This window comes from Streptomyces sp. NPDC097129, from assembly GCF_055668065.1.
In genome coordinates, this window is sequence record NZ_JBVOQE010000020.1 from 18,941 (window position 1) to 35,263 (window position 16,323).

The 16,323-nt window shown below is 70.1% G+C and carries 8 protein-coding genes; 2 read left to right on the forward strand and 6 right to left on the reverse strand.

The window, feature by feature from the left end; translation table 11 throughout:
- The first annotated feature begins 34 nt into the window (after nt 1-34).
- Entirely contained in the window at nt 35-724 is a 690-nt protein-coding gene (locus AC0B9F_RS35530; RefSeq protein WP_472009597.1) for a hypothetical protein, read from the forward strand.
- Between the two features lie 236 nt (nt 725-960).
- Nucleotides 961-2,298, forward strand: a complete 1,338-nt coding sequence (locus AC0B9F_RS35535; protein ID WP_472009598.1) for a DNA cytosine methyltransferase — start codon at nt 961-963, stop codon at nt 2,296-2,298.
- Between the two features lie 117 nt (nt 2,299-2,415).
- Here AC0B9F_RS35535 and AC0B9F_RS35540 read toward each other — a convergent pair whose 3' ends face one another.
- The 6 genes from AC0B9F_RS35540 to AC0B9F_RS35565 all read right to left on the reverse strand — a co-directional run bounded on the left by AC0B9F_RS35540 (nt 2,416) and on the right by AC0B9F_RS35565 (nt 15,796).
- Nucleotides 2,416-4,125 (reverse strand): Hsp70 family protein, encoded by a 1,710-nt coding sequence (locus AC0B9F_RS35540; protein WP_472009603.1) that lies wholly within the window; start codon nt 4,123-4,125, stop codon nt 2,416-2,418.
- Nucleotides 4,122-5,459, reverse strand: a complete 1,338-nt coding sequence (locus AC0B9F_RS35545; protein ID WP_472009604.1) for a DNA polymerase III subunit gamma/tau domain-containing protein — start codon at nt 5,457-5,459, stop codon at nt 4,122-4,124. Before AC0B9F_RS35545 ends, AC0B9F_RS35540 begins: the two co-directional genes overlap by 4 nt.
- Nucleotides 5,456-7,258 (reverse strand): hypothetical protein, encoded by a 1,803-nt coding sequence (locus AC0B9F_RS35550; RefSeq protein WP_472009606.1) that lies wholly within the window; start codon nt 7,256-7,258, stop codon nt 5,456-5,458. The genes AC0B9F_RS35545 and AC0B9F_RS35550 overlap by 4 nt, the downstream gene beginning before the upstream one ends.
- Entirely contained in the window at nt 7,255-12,801 is a 5,547-nt protein-coding gene (locus tag AC0B9F_RS35555; protein WP_472009608.1) for a DEAD/DEAH box helicase, read from the reverse strand. Before AC0B9F_RS35555 ends, AC0B9F_RS35550 begins: the two co-directional genes overlap by 4 nt.
- Nucleotides 12,801-13,547, reverse strand: a complete 747-nt coding sequence (locus tag AC0B9F_RS35560) for a hypothetical protein (protein WP_472009610.1) — start codon at nt 13,545-13,547, stop codon at nt 12,801-12,803. Before AC0B9F_RS35560 ends, AC0B9F_RS35555 begins: the two co-directional genes overlap by 1 nt.
- A gap of 215 nt (nt 13,548-13,762) precedes the next feature.
- The gene (locus tag AC0B9F_RS35565; RefSeq protein ID WP_472009612.1) at nt 13,763-15,796 is read right to left on the reverse strand and encodes a hypothetical protein; all 2,034 of its coding nucleotides are present in this window, start codon (nt 15,794-15,796) and stop codon (nt 13,763-13,765) included.
- Nucleotides 15,797-16,323: the final 527 nt, after the last annotated feature.

Consider the following 16,323-nt stretch of genomic DNA (forward strand, 5'->3'; position numbering starts at 1 on the left):
ATCAGTGCTCCAGCACTGCAGAACGGAGCAAGAGGTGCCCCTCCCCTTGTGGAACGACCCGGACCTCAAAGCCGGAACCATGATCCGCGGAGCGCTCTGGCTCGTCCAGGAGATCGGCGAGGGCAACACTTTCACCAAGGAGCAGATCCGCGACGCCTTCCCCGGCATCTCCCAGGCCGACCGGCGCATCCGCGACCTGCGCAACTACGGCTGGGTCATGCTCACCAACACCGAGGACGCGACGCTGACGGCCGAGGACCAGCGCTTCGTCAAGGCCGGGGTCCCCGTCTGGGACCCGGCAGCGCGGCGCGCTGCAGCACCGCAGAAGTCGGTCTCAGCCAAGGACAAGCAGGCAGCCCTAGCCCGAGACGACTACATGTGCACGATCTGCGGCATTTCGGGCGGAGAGTCGTACTTGGACGACTCCAACCAGACCGCAGTGCTGTCCGTCACCCGCCTCCCTACCGTCCTTGCAGACGGAACGGAGGATGTCCTCCTCGTCACCGAGTGCAAGCGCTGCCGCGCCGGCAGCGGGGGCAGCCCGGCGCGCGCGGACGAGGTCCTTGCGGATATAAAGGCGCTCGACACTTCCGACCAGAAGCGCCTTGCCCGCTGGATCGAGCGCGGCCGCCGCGGCTCAACCCCCTTGGACCGCGCCTGGAACGCCTACCGGCGACTGCCGGCAGACGCACGGGACAGCGTCCGCACGGCACTCGGAGGCTGACTCCCTCCCACTGGATGCGCGATGCGCGCTAGCCGTGTCGGCAGTTGTCGGTGGGACGCCGTAGACTTCCACAGCCTTGCCCGACTCCCTGCACAGATCGGCCGCCCAGCCCGGGACCTGCGGCTATCGTGCCTGCCGGGCCCCGGCGTACGGGATGGACCCGGCATGCTTGCGAGGGCGGGAAGGCGGCACTGCACCTGCGCCGGCCCGGCCTGCGCGCCTGGAAGGAGATCGGAATGTCGGCGTCGGAGTGCGAAGAACGGCTCGAGGTCGTCGAGATCTGCGCCGGCGCCGGCGGGCAGTCGCTGGGCCTGCACCGTGCCGGATTCACGCACCGCCTCGCCGTGGAGCTGGACCCCCAGGCCGCCCTGACCCTGGACAAAAACCTCCGGAGGCTGCTGGAAGAGGACGGCGCAGAGGTGCCCGCCAATCTCGTGCGGGTCGGCGACGTAGCCGACCCCGAGGTCTGGAAGCCGGAGGAGCACCCCGGCATCGCCCTCCTTGCGGGCGGTGTCCCCTGCCCGCCGTTCAGCATTGCCGGCAAGCAGCTCGGCACCAGCGACGAGCGGGACCTGTTCGCCTGGGCTATCGAACTGTGCGGCCGGATGAAGCCGAAGGCGCTGCTCCTGGAGAACGTCCGCGGCCTGAGTGCCAACCGCTTTTCCGGCTACCGCCAGGCCGTCCTCGACAAACTCCACGACCTGGGATACATCGCCTCCTGGAAGCTGCTGCACGCCTCCGACTTCGGCGTCCCACAGCTGCGCCCGCGGTTCGTCCTCGTCGCGCTCCAGCCCGAATACGCACCCTACTTCCAGTGGCCGAAGGGCACTCCCGGCCAAGCACCGACCGTCGGCCAGGTACTTGCCGGCCTGATGGCCGAGGAGGGCTGGGAGGAGGAAGCGATCGCAGCCTGGGCGAAGAAGGCGGACGGCATCGCCCCCACCATCGTCGGCGGCTCCAAGAAGCACGGCGGCGCCGACCTCGGCCCGACCCGGGCGAAGAAGGCCTGGGCGGCGCTCGGAGTGGATGCGATGGGTGTCGCCAACCACGCGCCCAAGCCCGGCTTCCAGCCCGAGAACGGGGCCCCCGGACCGAAGCTGACAACAGCCATGGTGGCCAAGATCCAGGGCTGGCACGGCGAGGAGTTCAGCGGCTGGCAGTTCGAAGGGCGCAAGACAGCCGTCTACCGGCAAATCGGCAACGCCTTCCCCCCGCCCGTCGCCAAAGCCCTCGGCGAGGCGATCCGGGACGCGCTGCACAAGAAGGGCGAGCCGCAGCCCCTCGTCGAGGCCTCCAGCCCCGTCCACGACCCCGTGTACAAGGTCCTCAGGGACAGCACCCGCCCGCTGACCGCCGAACAGATCATCGCCAAGCTCTCGGCGGACGGCGTCGCCATGGACCAGCCGGAGGTCGAGCGCCACCTGAACCACCTGGGACACGACTTCGAGCTGGAGACGGCCGAGCGGAAGACCGGCCAACTCGCCTACAGCCTGGGCGCGTTCAAGGCATTCGTCGGCCAGGCCGACCACCAGCGCCACGACCTGTTCAACCAGCACCGGGCCAAGATCAGCTGAAGTATTGCCAGCCGCCTGGTCTGCCGCGCAGCGTCCGCCGCAGACCCGGGGCTGGGTCGGCTGGCCCAGCCCCGCTCAGCCGCCCCGAAGAGAGGCTCTCTGCTCGGTGCGGGACGCTCACAACCGCTGCTGGGCCACGCCGTTCACCGAGAGGTCCGGATCTGCAGCGGGTTGCGGCGAGGCCTGCGCACGCTGCCTGCTTGCAGCCTCCTCCCGCTCCCCCTCCGTTTCATGCGGGGAGGAGCCGGCGTCCAGGAAGGGCACCTCGGTGTGGGACAGGAGCCGCGCCAGTTCGTCGCCGAGTCCGGCTTGGAGCGGGGTGCCGTCCTTGCCGAATGAGTCGATCTCGCCGTCGAAGAGAGGTGTCTTGGTGACCTCGTGGGTAACCTTCACTCCGAGGATGCCGCTGTGGTCGTAGCGGAACTGCACCAGCACCGCGTTGCGTTCGGGGTCGCGCTCCGGCTTGGGCAGCGCAACTTCCAGATGGGACAGGGGAAAGGCCCGGTCGCTGTCCGCCGGGTAGCCTGCTTCCCCCTCGATGATCTCCACCTTGACGGAAACTGCGTCAGGCTGCGACGGGGTGAAGCGCCGCTCCCCCCTGGCGATGAGGGTGCGGTTGCGGCGGATGATGGGCTGGAATCCCTTGCGCGGGCCGGCATCGAAGGCGGTGCCCAGGTCGTAGTTGGTGACCAGGCTGAAGCGGTCCCTCTGGTCGGGGTCGTCCAGGGCCGCCGCATAGATCGCCGCGCCGCGTGCGACTGCCGTCATCGGATGGCACAACTCCGCCGGGACGATCCGGTCGGCGCCCAGGACGCGGCCCACGGCCTCCCGTGCTTCGGGGATCTGGGACGTGCCGCCGATCATGAGCACGGTATCGATCCCGCCAGGAGCGATCCCGGCGTCGTGGAGAGCCTGCTCCAGCGGTTGCATCGCACGCTCGATCAGCGGTGAAACGGACGCCAGGTACTCGGCGCGCGTCACGGTCAGTGTCGTGCCGAGGGCTGGGAGGTCAAAGGGCACCTCGGCCGCGTCGCGCCGCGACAGGGCGATCTTCGTGAGCTCGACATCGCGGCGCCACCGGTTGCGTTCTTCAAGGCTCAGGTGCTCGGGCACCTGGCCGAGCTTTGCCAGGAAGATCCGGGCCAGCGCTTCGTCGAACTCCAGGCCGCCCAGTGCGGCGATGCCGCGCGAGGACAGCTCTTCGAAGTACTTCCCGTCGTAATACAGGACGGTGACGTCGATGGTGCCGCCGCCCCAGTCGAAGACGAGGAAGCGGCCCGGGATGTCGATGTCGTTGGTGTAGGAGACAGCGGCGGCCGTGGGCTCGTTGAGCAGTGCCTTGACCTTGATGCCGGCCAGCCGCGCAGCCGCACGGGTCCGGTACCGGGCGCCGCCGGTTGCGTTGGCCGGCACGGTGACAACGGCTTCGGACAAGTCGAGGAAACTGCGCTGCGCGGCCGTCTTCATCTGAGCGAAGAGCGCTGCTGCGGCGGCTGTGGTGCGGAAGGGCTCGCTGCCCAGCCACACATGGTCCTCTTCGAGGGCGGGCGCTCCCGCATCACCTTCCTGCACCCCGGCGGAGCGGGTGCCCAGCATCCGCTTGACCGCGTCCACGGGTTCGCCCGGCGCTGTCTTGGCCGCCCAGCCGAAGCACAGGGTGCGCTGCAGGTCGCGGACGGCCAGGACCGAGGGGAAGAGCTCCTCGAACTCCGGCTGGCGCCACTGGGCGGGGATGCCGTGGCTGTCGATGGGCAGGGTCTCGGTGTGGGCGCCGTCGGACCGTGCGACAACCGAGTTGCTGGTGCCGAAATCGATACCGAATGTCAACTCGTACTCCTGGGCGGCTCGTTGTCCTGTCCGGGGGCCGTACCGGGCTGCTGAGAGCGGTACCGGCGGGGCATGGCGACGCCGCCGACGGCTCCCGGCGCGCGTCCGGTCGTGCGCCTGCGCTTCTTGGCCCTGTCTGAGTGGGCAGCCTGAGGCAGCGGGTGCCCGGGCTCCTCGACTGCGCCCGATTCCCGGGAATCGGCTGCTGGGGCGGGCCCGGCGGTGCGCGCGTCGGCGTCCTTTCCTGCGGCTGGCCGGGTCTGCAGGTCCGCGGCATGCCAGGGCTCCGGGCCTGCGGGGCCGGCTGCACTGCGCGGCGCGGCGCGGCTGCCGTGGCCTTCGGACTGCGGCTCCTCGCAGTCAGGCTGCCGGGGCGCAGTGCGGTGCTCGCTCCGGCGCGTCCGTTGGTCCTGGGCGGTCTGCTCTGGGGCTGCAGCCGGCTCGGCGGCGAGCTGTGCCGGGGCGCCGCCGGGGCGCTGCTTGCTGCTGGGCGGAGCGGAGTCCTCCTGCGGGCCTTGCGGATCCGGTTGTGCTGCGGGTGCGCTGCTGCCGGCGGCTGCCTCAGGCCGGCGGTCCTTGTGTGCGCGCGATACCGACCCGTGGAGCTTGCCGGCGGGCGCAGGAGCCGGTCCTTGCGGCAGGGAGCGGATCCACCCGCGTTCGACCATGCGCCCGGTTTCGGCATCGACGTAAGCGGGACTGACCAGTTCGTAGGCATCATCGCCTGGCAGGCTGCCACTGGGGGCGCCGCCCGCGTCAGCCAGGTTGAACGCGGCTAGATCGGAGACTTCGGAGATGCGGCGCAGGCCCGCCAGCGCCAGTTCCCGGTCGATGCGCTCCTGGAGTTCCGCTAGGGCGCTGGCCTGGGCTGCAGCACGGTCGATCACGGCCAGTTGGGCCAAGTGGCGGTCCCGGGACCTCATGCCTTCCACGACGCCCGACCGCACGGCGTCCGCGAGCTGGCGGCCGACAGCCCGGATGGCCTGTGCCACCGCCTCAGCGCTGGTGCCTTGGCCGGCCGCGGCGTCTTCAAGGGAGTGCAGGCCCTCGGTGATCCTCGGTTCGATAGATGCCAGGACCGATTCGAGGAGGGCCGCAGCATCGAAGGTCCCTGCCTCGCAGCGGGGATGGCCTTCTCCAATATGGACGACGACAGGCCGCGGTTTCCGCCGGGGAGGGGCGGCGGGTGCGCCGCCGGCGCGGCTCCGCCGTTCCTGCGGTGCTGCTTGGCCCCGCCGGAGCCGGGTGCTGCGGCCGGTGCCCTTGGCCGGCGGCTGGCCTTTCCTGTCCGTACGCGCGGACGAGCCGCTGCCGCCATGGGACTTGTCGCTCACTGGTTGCTGCTCTCTGGGGAGAAGGCCGGGAAGGCCACGGCGTCGGTTGGAAGCCCTACATTCTGACAGGCAGCGCGGATGATGCCGTGTGCTGCCTGGTCGCGGGCGTAGTCCCGCTCCTGCTTCGTCGGTTCAGCTGTGCGGCGCGGCATCGGCGGCGCTCCTGCTCCGGTCGCAGCTGTCCCGGCGGCGGGGTTGGCCCATCGCTGGGGCATCAGGGGCACGAGGAACGGCTCCACGGGGGCCCGACCCCGCTCGCGCGCCTGGATAGCGTCCTTGGCCTGGTTGACCGCGGCCTCGCCGTCATCGTCGAGTGCCCGACGCAGAGCCCGCCATTTGTCCTTCCACACCTCCGTCGGCGCACCGTCCGGTACGCCCAGGACGAGGTAGGGGTTCAGGACGTGGTCGTCTTCGCGGTGGCGCTGCAGCTGGCGCAGCACGGTGCGGTTGTGCTCGAGATGTGCGCGCCCTGGGCCGGGCAGCTGGTCCTCGCGCGGCCCGCGGCCCAGCGGCACGGGGCTGATCACTTCGAGGGCCTCGTCGTAGGGGTCGTCTCCTGTGGGGCTGAGCACAATGAGGTAGGCGAGGAGGTTCTTGGCCTCCCAGCCGCCGGGCGACCAGATGTCCCGCAGGGCGTAGGCGTCGCTGCGTGCGTGTTTGAGTAGCGCGTCGGCCCGCTTTTGGTCTTTGAGCAGCTGCTCGCGGTGCGCGGTCCGAAGAGCCCGGTGCATGCGCCGTACGACGTACCAGCTGCCGAAGGCCTTGTCGCGGCGCAGGTTCACCGCAGCTTGCGGGGCGAGCCGCTCGAGTGCCGGCCACAGCCATTTATGGGCGGACAACTCGGATGGGATCCGGCCTGTTGCACGCACCTGTGCCAGGTCTGCCGCCAGTCTAAGCTGCTCGTCCGTCAGCCCGCGCGCTTCATCGAGCACCGCGATGTCCCCGCGCGCGAGCCGGATGCGGAATTCCCGGCGTGTCTGCTCCTCGGCCCAGCCAAGGCCCCGCAAGCCTTCCATGTCCACCAGGGAGGGCGCGAGGCGGGCCTGCAGGTAGAGCCGTCGGTCACCGTCTTCCGGGACCGCTTTGACCGCCAGCTGCCCGTCGTCGACGAGGTCGTCGACGACGGGCAGCGGCAGGCGCTGCGCTAGCCGCTTCTGGTTTTCGGCGGGCACCCGGCCGTACTGGGTGAGCCGCACGTAGTCCGCGTACACCTGCCAGGCGTCGTCGGCTCCCCCTTCCAGGACGCCCCCGTACCCGGCGGCTACCTGGCCAGGGTGGCCTGCAAGGAGTGCACGGGCCCGTACAGCCAGTCCCGGCGGGAGGAGTGCATCTACCGAAGCTGCCGCCTCTGCAAGCGCCCGGACAGCGCTGACCGGCGGCATCGGCAGGACCGCCGCGACCATGCTGCGCGCCAGCAGGTCCGCTGTCGTGTCCGCGGCGATGGCCTCGAGCTCGGGCGCGGGGTGCCCGCCTGCCCGTGCGGCAGCGGCCAGCACGCGCGCAGCCTGCTGCGCGGCATGCCAAGCGGACTGGGATGCGAATCCTGCCGGGACCGGTGCTGCTGGCGGACGCCGCTCCGGCATGGCGGCTTCATGCTCGGCGGCTCCCTCGGCCGACTGCGGCTGCAGGGATCCGTCCTCGCTGCACGAGCGCTCGACCGCATTCGGCGAGCCGACTGCCTGTGCGGCGATCAAGGCGAGCCGGCGCTGGCGCTCCCGCTCGATCAATTCCTCGCGGGTCTGAGCTGCAGTAGGGCGGTCGGCGGCCGCAGGGTGCGAGAACAGCGGTCCGCCGGTCACAGCTCCTCCTCTGCGAACTCCACCAGCGCGTTGGTCACTGCCGCAGGGATGCGGTCCAGGCAGTACCCGTCGGCGAAGGCCACGCGCTCAGCCAGACCGCTGTTGAGGATGAACTCGCTGCACTGGCGGAGCCGAGGGGCCATCGCCGTCGACTCGGCCGACTCCAGCGGGTGCTTCACCACCACGGCGAAGGGCTCTTCTGCGAATTCGCTCTGGGCCAGTGCTACGGAGCCGAAGGGCGTGTCGCGTACCTCCGCGTCGAGGTCGGTGCGGTCCTCCGCCCAGCGTTGCAGCAGCTTGCCGTAGGCAGCCGTGTCGACACACAGCGGGCGTCCCCGCAGAACGCCGAGCAGGTCTCTGGCGAGCCTCCAATCCAGCAGCGGGTGGAGCCGCATGTTGGAGTAGTCGCGCAGGCAGCGGTAGCACGAGCCGCTGCACTCCTGTGCGTGGGCCGAGCCGAGTCCTGCGAGGTATCCGTCGACGGCGTCGAGGAACTCCTCGATGTGTTGCGGCGATCCCAGGTAGGTGCTGAAGCCGGCGCCGTTCTCGAGGCTGTCGGCGAGGTAGGCCAGGACCGGGGATGAAGCAGTGGCCGAGCCGTGGATGCCTGCCAGGAGTTCCTCTGGCTGCACGTCGAGGAACGGTGCCGCGGCTCGGCGCAGGAGTGCGGCAAGCGAGTACCAGGCGGCGCGCCGTCCGTGGTAGGCGTCGCGGAACCCGTGTGGCTGATCGTACGGGGAGATACCGAACTGCAGGCCCCGGTCCGTATCGAGGGGTGCCCGCGCGCCCAGGAAGAGCATGTCGGTGTGCTCTGTGGCTCCCAGGGCTGTCTCGATGTCGGCCTGTGCTTTCGGGCTGTCGACGACGTGGTAGCCGCCCCAGGAGCCATGGACCTTCTTGAACCGGTACAGGCGGCCGTTGTTGCTGTTGATCGTGAAGCGGTCGCCGCTTCCCGCATGGGCAACGAGCCAGTCGTCGGCGCTCCGGAATACCCGGGGTGCGTCCTTTTCGAGGTCTGCTGCTGTACGCGAGCTGGTCCCCCCCTGGCCCCATTCGCGGACGCCGTCGTAATCGCGCGGCACCCCGGCGCGGAAGCCCGCCGGTTCGCGCATGGGCAGCGAGGCGTAGTTGCGGCCGGTCGCGCCGCATGCAGGGCAGGACTTCGGCTCCTCACCTTCCTCGAGCGGGCGGATGTGGGCGCACAGACGACAGAGGGCGACCCGGGTCTCGGGCCCGAACGGCTCCTCTTCGGCCCACGGGCGGGTCCGCCCCGGTCGGAAGGAGACCACGCCCATGGACTGGTAGAGGCGCCCGTCACGCGGGGTCTCGGAGCCTGGCGCGAATTTGGTCAGCGCCACTGCCAGGTTGCGGTCGATCGCGCCGGGCGGGGGCCAGGGGAAGTTCGCCTCCGGCCTCTCGGTGTAGAGGTAGCGGACGCGCGTGGGGAAGCCGAACATCGGCAGGAGCCCAGCTTCGGCGAGCCGCTGGCTGAGCTCGGCGTGCCCCGTTGCTGAGGCGGCCTTGGCGTCTATCCGGTCCAGGAGCTCTTTGACGCGCGGGATCGGGTCGATGGACGCGACGGGCTCGGGTGTCTGTGCCTGCAGTGCGCGGGCTGCCGACTCGATGTCTGCGTGGTGGCTGTCCACCCAGCGGCGCACTGCCTCCCGGTGCACGGGCCAATCGGCCGCGAATCCGAATTGGCCGTGGATGTTCCTGGTGAGGTCGGGGGCGCGTTTGCCCCGTGCGGCGGACACCGCATCGAAGGCTTGACGGAGCACTTCGCCGAGCAGTACCCGTTCGAAGATCGACGGCATGCCCAGGGCCAGGTAGGGCGGCGGGGTGGGAGCGTTGGTGATCTCTTCGGGTCTGGCGAAGTAGTGGTCGTCGTGGCTGCGTCCGCGGCAGATGGTCAGGGCCGTGGCCGCGGGGCTGCCGCGGCGGCCTGCGCGGCCTACGCGCTGCTGGTAATTGAAGCGGGTGGGCGGCATGTTGGCGAGCAGGACAGTGTTGAGGGAGCCGACGTCGACGCCGGCCTCCATGGTGGTCGTTACGGAGAGGACCTCGATGCTGTCGGCGTCGGGCACGTCGTCCTCGCCGATGAACACGTCCTGGAACCGCGCTTGGCGCGACTGGGCGTCCATGCGGTCGGTCTGCCCCGTGAGCTCAGCTGCTCGGAGGGGGAAGTTGCCTGTGCGGGTGCGGGCTTTCCAGGCGTAGTAGTCGTCGTTGAGGGCGCCAACGAACTGCGCGGGGGTTTCGGGCAGTTCGGCTTGGCACTTCGTGCAGAGGCCGACGCCCCTGTGCAGGTGCGGGCGTCGGCAGCTGCGGCAGGTCCAGGCCCGTCCCTCGCCTGGGCGCAGTGAGACCTTGGAGGGGTCGATGATGTATTGGGCGACTGCCGGTCCCCAGGCGGCGAGGACGCGGTCCTCGAGGGTCTCGACGTCCGTGCCGTCGCGCTGGGCGATCTTTTTCCAGAAGCGCAGAAGGAGAGCGGGCGGCTTCTCAGAGCCAGCCCGCATCTCTGTGAAGCGCCGGAGCAGGCCGAGGATACGGAGACTGGCGCGGGCGAGCGCGACGTCCGAGTCCGGCGGCATATCGACCGGGGAGCGGTCGCCGGACAGGCTGAGCCAGCCGAGCCCGAGTGATTCGAAATCGCGGCCGGCGCCGGAGAACAGTCCGAAGACGAACTCGCGTCCCAGCCGGTCCTCGATTCTCCTGAGGTACTCCTCCTGCTCCCCGGTGAGTCCTGGCTTGAGGCCGCGGTCCTTCTTCCAGTCGAACAGGGCGGTCCACGGGATGCCGTTGCAGGCCTGCAGCGAGGCTGCCGGGCCGCCCGGGTTGACCCCGTAGTCGATGAGGAGCCCGCGCAGGTCGTGGCGCAGGTCCCGGAGCGAGGGCAGGGAGCCGAGCACCGACTCCAGCTCGGGCTGCCGCTCGGGTTCCGCGTCGATCTCGTTGTTGAGGATGTCGCGCAGCGCCGACAGTTCGCGCGGGTGCCGGTCGCGCAGCCGCTGCAGCGCGGCCCTGACCTGCTCCGGGTCGGCAGCCTGGCGTGCGTAGTGCGCTTTGACCAGCTGCAGGTCGGCGTACGGGTCGCCCTGCCTCTCCACGACCTCGGCGGCCATGAGCCGCAGGAGGTCCTGGTAGTGACGCAAGGAGAGGCCGCTGGCCAGTTCTGCGGCGTCGTCGCGGCTGTCGGAGAAGGCGATGACCTTGCGCTCGCCTTCGGGCATGTGGCCGAGTGCCTCGGTGGTGAGCACCTGGTTGAGCTTGTCGAAGCCGGTGCGCATCCGGCGCACCGGGGCGGTGCGCAGGCGTGCTGGGTCCTCCAGGCCGATCGGCTTCATCGCGCCTGTCTTAGGGTCTCGGGTCCGCTTCACCTCCCAGTCATCGCCGCAGGCCGGGCAGCGCGTCGGCAGCGCTCTCAGTCCCCGAATGTCGATGGCCGGTTTTCCTTCTCCGTCCTTGTCTGGGACGACGTGGAACGACCAACCCGTGTATTCCGCCTTGTCGTTGGCGAGTCGCCCTGTTCCCGGTTGGTAGCGGCTCGGCCTGAACTGAAAGGTGGCCTTGGCGCCCTGATTGGACTGCGAGGCGGTCCACTGAGCACTTTCCAGGCCGAGTGCCGCCTTGCGCGGCCAGTAGACGACGTAGTTGGCGGCGCTTGCCGCGCCCGTCGCGTCGTCCGGCAGCTGGTCGAAGTCAGGGAAGTCGGTGTGCAGTGAGCCTCGGAAGGTGGGCTTGCCCAGCAGCGCGGGACTGGTGAAGCCGCCGAGCATGAGGTCGCCGCAGTTCTGGCAGTACAGCAGCTCCAGGACCCGGGCCCCGCAGCTGCACCGGGAGGTGGGGGTCTTGAACAGGCGCCCGACGCGGCGCAGCGGGTGCTTGGGTACTGGGATATCGGGGCATTGCGGGTCCGAGCAGGCCCAGATGCCGTCGATATTGCGGAAGAACATGTGAGCGCGCAGCCTGGGCAGTGCGGGGTCCGACGCGGCACCGAGAGCGCGGAGCACGCCGTGGAGTGCTTTTTCCTGCTCCTGCGGTGACGGGAGCCCGGGAAAGAGCCGGGCAGCTGTGCGGGACAGTCGCTGGGCCTGGGGCTTGCTTTCTGGCGCCAGGGCCAGGGCCAGCGCGTCGGCCGCGCCGGTGGCCCGTAGTAGCCGGCCCGCCGACTTGGCCGCCAGGTCGCCCTCGGCCGCAGCGGCCAGGTCTTCGGCATGGGCGGTCAAGTCGGTGGAGCCGGGTTTGGGCAGTGCAAGGGTGCCGGGCACGACCATGTGCCGTCCGCGCGGCAGGGCGAAGAACGACTCCAGGAACTCGTCGTCCCTGCCCGCTTCGAGCGAAGCCGAAGCGGCCAGCACACGGAACTTTTCGGGCGCGTTTTCCAGCCCGAGCCGGTGGCGCAGCTTGCGGAGCAGGTAGGCGACCTCGGTCCCTGCCGTCCCGCGGTACATGTGCAGCTCGTCGAGGACCAGCGTGAAGCGGGCGCCTGGGGTGCTCTCCAGCCAGCGGCGCGTGGCTTCGAACACCGGGGCCTCCTGCGGGCGCAGGAGCATGATGTTGAGCATTGAGTAGTTGGTGATAAGGATGTCCGGTGCGGCGTGCTGCATGTCCCAGCGGGCGTGCATTTCCGCCCCGCCGACCCGCGGTATGAAGTCGTGGATGTGGTCGGCGGCCCCCTGCTCCCGCTCGTAGAGCTCGGCGGCCCCCTGCTCCCGCTCGTAGAGCTCGGCGGCCCCCTGCTCCCGCTCGTAGAGCTCGGCGGCGCGCTGCTCCCGCTCGTAGAGCTCTCTCATGTACGAGCGCATCCGGTCCAGGGCGGGCAGGGCCTCAGCGCTCCCGGACACCGGCGTAGCGCTTGTGTAGCGGCCGAAGTAGAAGCGGTGGCCGTCCCGGTTCCGGTCCAGCCAGAGGCGCGCACGGTCGCTGTCCAGTGCTCTGCGCAGACGTACGAGCTGGTCGTCGGCGAGGGCGTTGGTCGGGTAGAGGACCAGGGCCCGCACGGCGGCCTGGTGCCCGGCCTCGCCGGCCCGGCTCGGCTCGTAGCCTCCGCCTCCTCGCCACCACGCGGCCTGTGTGCTGCCTCGGCCCGGCCACTGAGCGGATTCAGCGACCAGATCCGCGATGATCGGCAGCAGGAAGGCTTCCGTCTTGCCGGAGCCAGTACCGGCAGTGACGACGATGTCCCTGCCGTCTCGGCATGCGGCAACGAGCGCGTCGTGCTGGTGCCGGTAGAGCTGCTCGACGTCGTCGGGGAGGGCGAACTGGCCGAACTCTGAGGCCTTTGGGTGCGCGCCTGCGGCACGGAAGGACTCGGCGATGGAAACGCCGCTCAGGGCGTACTGCGGACGCAGTTCCAGCAGCGGCTCCCGCCAGGCGCCGCCGTCAGTGTCCAAGAGGTCGCGCCGCTCCCGCATCACTGAGGGGTCGTCGACAGCGAACGGCGTGTCGTAGTAGCGCATGAGCGTGTCCCGCAGCGCCTGGAAGCTGCCGAAGATGTCCGCGGCCTCGGGCCGCCGGGCCTGCTCGGTGGAATCAGCCATCACTCTGCCTTCCCGGACGCCGCGTCGGCGCTTTGGACTTCGAGCTTCTGGTGCAAGGACTTGGCCAGCCTCTCGGCGGCTGCGAAGGGGACGTTGTCGTAGCGGACGGTCTCAGCCAGTTTGTGGAACCGCGGCTGCAGGCCGCTGCAGAGGACGGCCGCGCGGGCATGCAGAGGCGGCAGGGGCGCTCCCCAGTCGACTGCGAGGCGGCCTACGCGCTTTCGCCCAGTGCCTTTTTCGGGCTGCCACCGCATCACGCTGCTGCCCAGCCGCTCGTGCTCGAGGTAGACGCCGCACTCGTACTCCGTGCTGAGGAACTGGCTGCCTCTTCTGACCTGCACCAGGCGTGCGAAGTCTGCGCTCCGCCACCGGTACAGGCCCTCCTCGCTGTATGAACGGGCGGGTTCAAACCGGCCCGTTGCGAGGTCGTACCGCTCCACCGTGTGGATGTTGCCTTGCCCCGGCGGGGCAGCTGCAGGGCCCGCTGCGAGTCCGGGCAGGACGGACACCGTTTGAAGCGCCGCGCAGGGGACGTAGGCGCATCCCAGCCGCTCGGCGTCGCGGAGCAGGTCCTCTGCCGCGTCGTACTGCAGATACAGCGTGTCCGGTACGGGGATGTCGCCTTCCGCCACCTCGTTTTCGACCCAGAGGACCTCGGCCCACTCATCGGCTGCAGCATCGACCGCCTGGTCGAAGGATGCCGTGCGGCGCCCGGCGATCAGGGCCAGGCCGTCGGAGAACGGCACACGCGTGAGCACGGGAGGCGCCGCGGACCACAAGCCCCGGCGCCAGTCCACGTCCAGGTGCCCCAGGGCGGACACATCGCGCAGCCATCGGCCGTCCGCACCCTCGCGTACGGAGACGCCCCTGCTGCGGGCCGTACGCAGCACGCCGGCCCTCAACTCCGCAACCTTGCCACCCCCGCGTTCGCTCGCCCACCGCAGGAGCAGGTTTCCGATACTCAGCACTCTGCGACCTCCCGGGCCATGGCAACGAAGGCGGCCCAGAGCTCTCCGCTGCCCGCACCTGCCGCATCCAGTACGGCATCAGCCCACGCCCGGTGCTGCAGGCCGGGAGCGAACGAAGGCGCCTCGGGATAGGCCGGTTCGACGCACCATTCGCTCTGCCGCAGCTGCAGCACCCATCCGCCGCCGGCACGGACGTCGACCTCGAAGCGGTAGTCGGAAGGCGCCTGAGGCAGCCTCGACCACCATGAGGGGGTGTCGGGCTCGGCTATCCGCCAGGCCCGCCCGTCGGAGGAGACGAACACCGTCTGCTGCGCCCGGCGGCGGCACAGGACGACACGGGGCGCAGCGCCCAAGCCAGCGGCTCCGAGGTCCGCTCCGCGCACCAGGAGGGTATCGCTGCCCGCGCAGGCGAATGCCGCAGCTTCAGAACCTGTGACGGCGAATCCGGCGACGCTGCCCGGCTCGGCAGGAGACGGAGCGCCGTCGGCTGTAGTGAAGGCCAAGGCACTTCCCTCCGCCTCCAGGAGGTGATCGCCCGGCGCGAGGGCTCTCGGCCAGAGAGGGATGGGTACTCCCCTGGCCTGGAAGGGCGGATCCTGCTGCCGTCCGTCGAGCACCGCCTCGCCCGACGCGCCGTCGGGCAGCACGAGGTCGGGCTCGCCCCCGGCCAGGTACAGCTTCTTGCTGAGCTTCGGGGCGAGAAGCAGCCCGCCCTGCAACGACGCCTTGAACTGCGGAGCGGGCTGCACCGCGAGCAGCGAACCCTCGACATCTCGGATGGCCTCTTTGAGCGTCACCGCATCCTCGAAGACCACGCGGGGGTAAAGGACCCACCCCTTCGGCAGCCACGACAGCGAGAACTTGGGCGAGCGGCTGGGCGACGCCGCCCTCTCCAGCACAGCCTCGACATCCCGGACCGCCTCGGGCGCCGCGAGGATCATGTGCTCCTCGCCCGGGACGAACCTATCCACGCTGGTGCGGCAGTCCAGCGACTCGTTGTGCGTCAGCACCACCAGGGAGGAGGCGGGGCGGCTGACGGCAACGCCTTCTCCGATGAGCTGCACGCCCGCACGCAGGGAGCGGTCGGCCGGCAGCTCCAGCCCGTCCACCGCGTAGTAGTTCGTCTCTCCCAGCTGCCGCAGCGCGACACCGCGGGCCAGCTGGTACTCGGCGGCACCCGGGCGCTGGAACCTGGCCAGCCAGCTAAGGCGCCGGTTCTCGAACCGCACCACGAGCTCCCCTCGCGGCGTTCCGTGGCGGACGTACTCCGTGGAGCCGTCCCACACATCGGCCAGACGGCCCAGCAGCCGCTCGACGATCGGCCGGAACTCGGGATGGTCAAGCGCCTTCTGGAAGGCCGGGGAGAACTTGCCGGCCTGATCCCAGAGCCGGGCGCCCCGCAGCAGCGCGGCTCCGGGAAGCGGCCAGGCCCCGGCACTGCGGGACCTCATGACCTCGAAGAACTTCGGCAGCAGCTGCCGGTCGGTGCCGCGCAGCACGGCCTGGGACAGGGCATACCCGATACGCGCCTGATGGCGGGGCACGTCGCCCGGCGACGGGATGGTGCACAGGCCCCGGTAGGAGCCCCATTGGACTTGCCAGGAGGCAAGCCGCTGCCACATCTCGGCGACTGCAGCGTAATCGGCGGACGTGAGCACACCTTCCCTGACTGCGAGAAGCTCAGAGAAGTGGCTGTGGTAGTTGCTCGCCCGGCGATTGCCGTCATGGGCCATACGGGTGGCAGCCACTACTGCGCAGGCCAGCAGGGGCAGCACGGCTGGCGCATTCTCGCTGCTCGAGCCCTTTGAGGCCTCATACCGCTCGACGGCCTCGTAGGGCCTGGGCTCATCCGGCCGGATGACCCGGCGCACTGCCTCAGCCAGCGGCACAGCAAGGCTGAAACGGTCTCGCAGCTGCTCCGCCACCCTGTCGTCTACGTACATGATGACCGGATGCCCGTCCCAGTCAGAGCTGAAGAAGGCCTCCTCCAAAACCCGCTGCCAGTCCGCATATGGCGCGAAGTCCACGTCCTACCCCCACCTCTTGCCCCGGCCCGCCCGCCTGGGCCCCCTATCGCCCTCGGGCACCCGCGGCACATGCCACACCGCCCGCGCCTACAGCCCGCCCCCCAGCGCTTGCACCCTACAAACCACCACTGACATCGCATGGTTGCACCAGTCAACCCGGCCCGCCAAGCACCCCCGGCCCCTCGACCAGACCGAGGACGGACTGCTCACCCCGCGCCCACGCAGCCGCCACCCACCTCCCTCGCGCAAGCAGTGCACTCGGGCCGCGTCAAATCCCGTCGCGCAGACGCCAGGGGCTCTCGCTCTCCCCACAGCAGCCCTCTGCCGGCCCGGATACCATCCGAAGGAACCAGGCGGCGACACAGATTATCCATGCCCGCTACACACAATCGACACCCGTGCCGCAATCGTGATCTTGCCTGGCAGGCAATCAGGCGGCTGGCCCGCAGCCGAGCAGCCCAGGCCGGTGAGCAGACGCGACGGGCTCAGAGCGCACACCGCGCGGGACCAGACTCGGTACATGCGAG

Coding starts and splice junctions, on each gene's coding strand:
- AC0B9F_RS35535 (WP_472009598.1), top strand. CDS start 961: ATGTCGGCGTCGGAGTGCGAAGAACGGCTCGAGGTCGTCGAGATCTGC.
- AC0B9F_RS35555 (WP_472009608.1), bottom strand. CDS start 12,801: ATGGCTGATTCCACCGAGCAGGCCCGGCGGCCCGAGGCCGCGGACATC.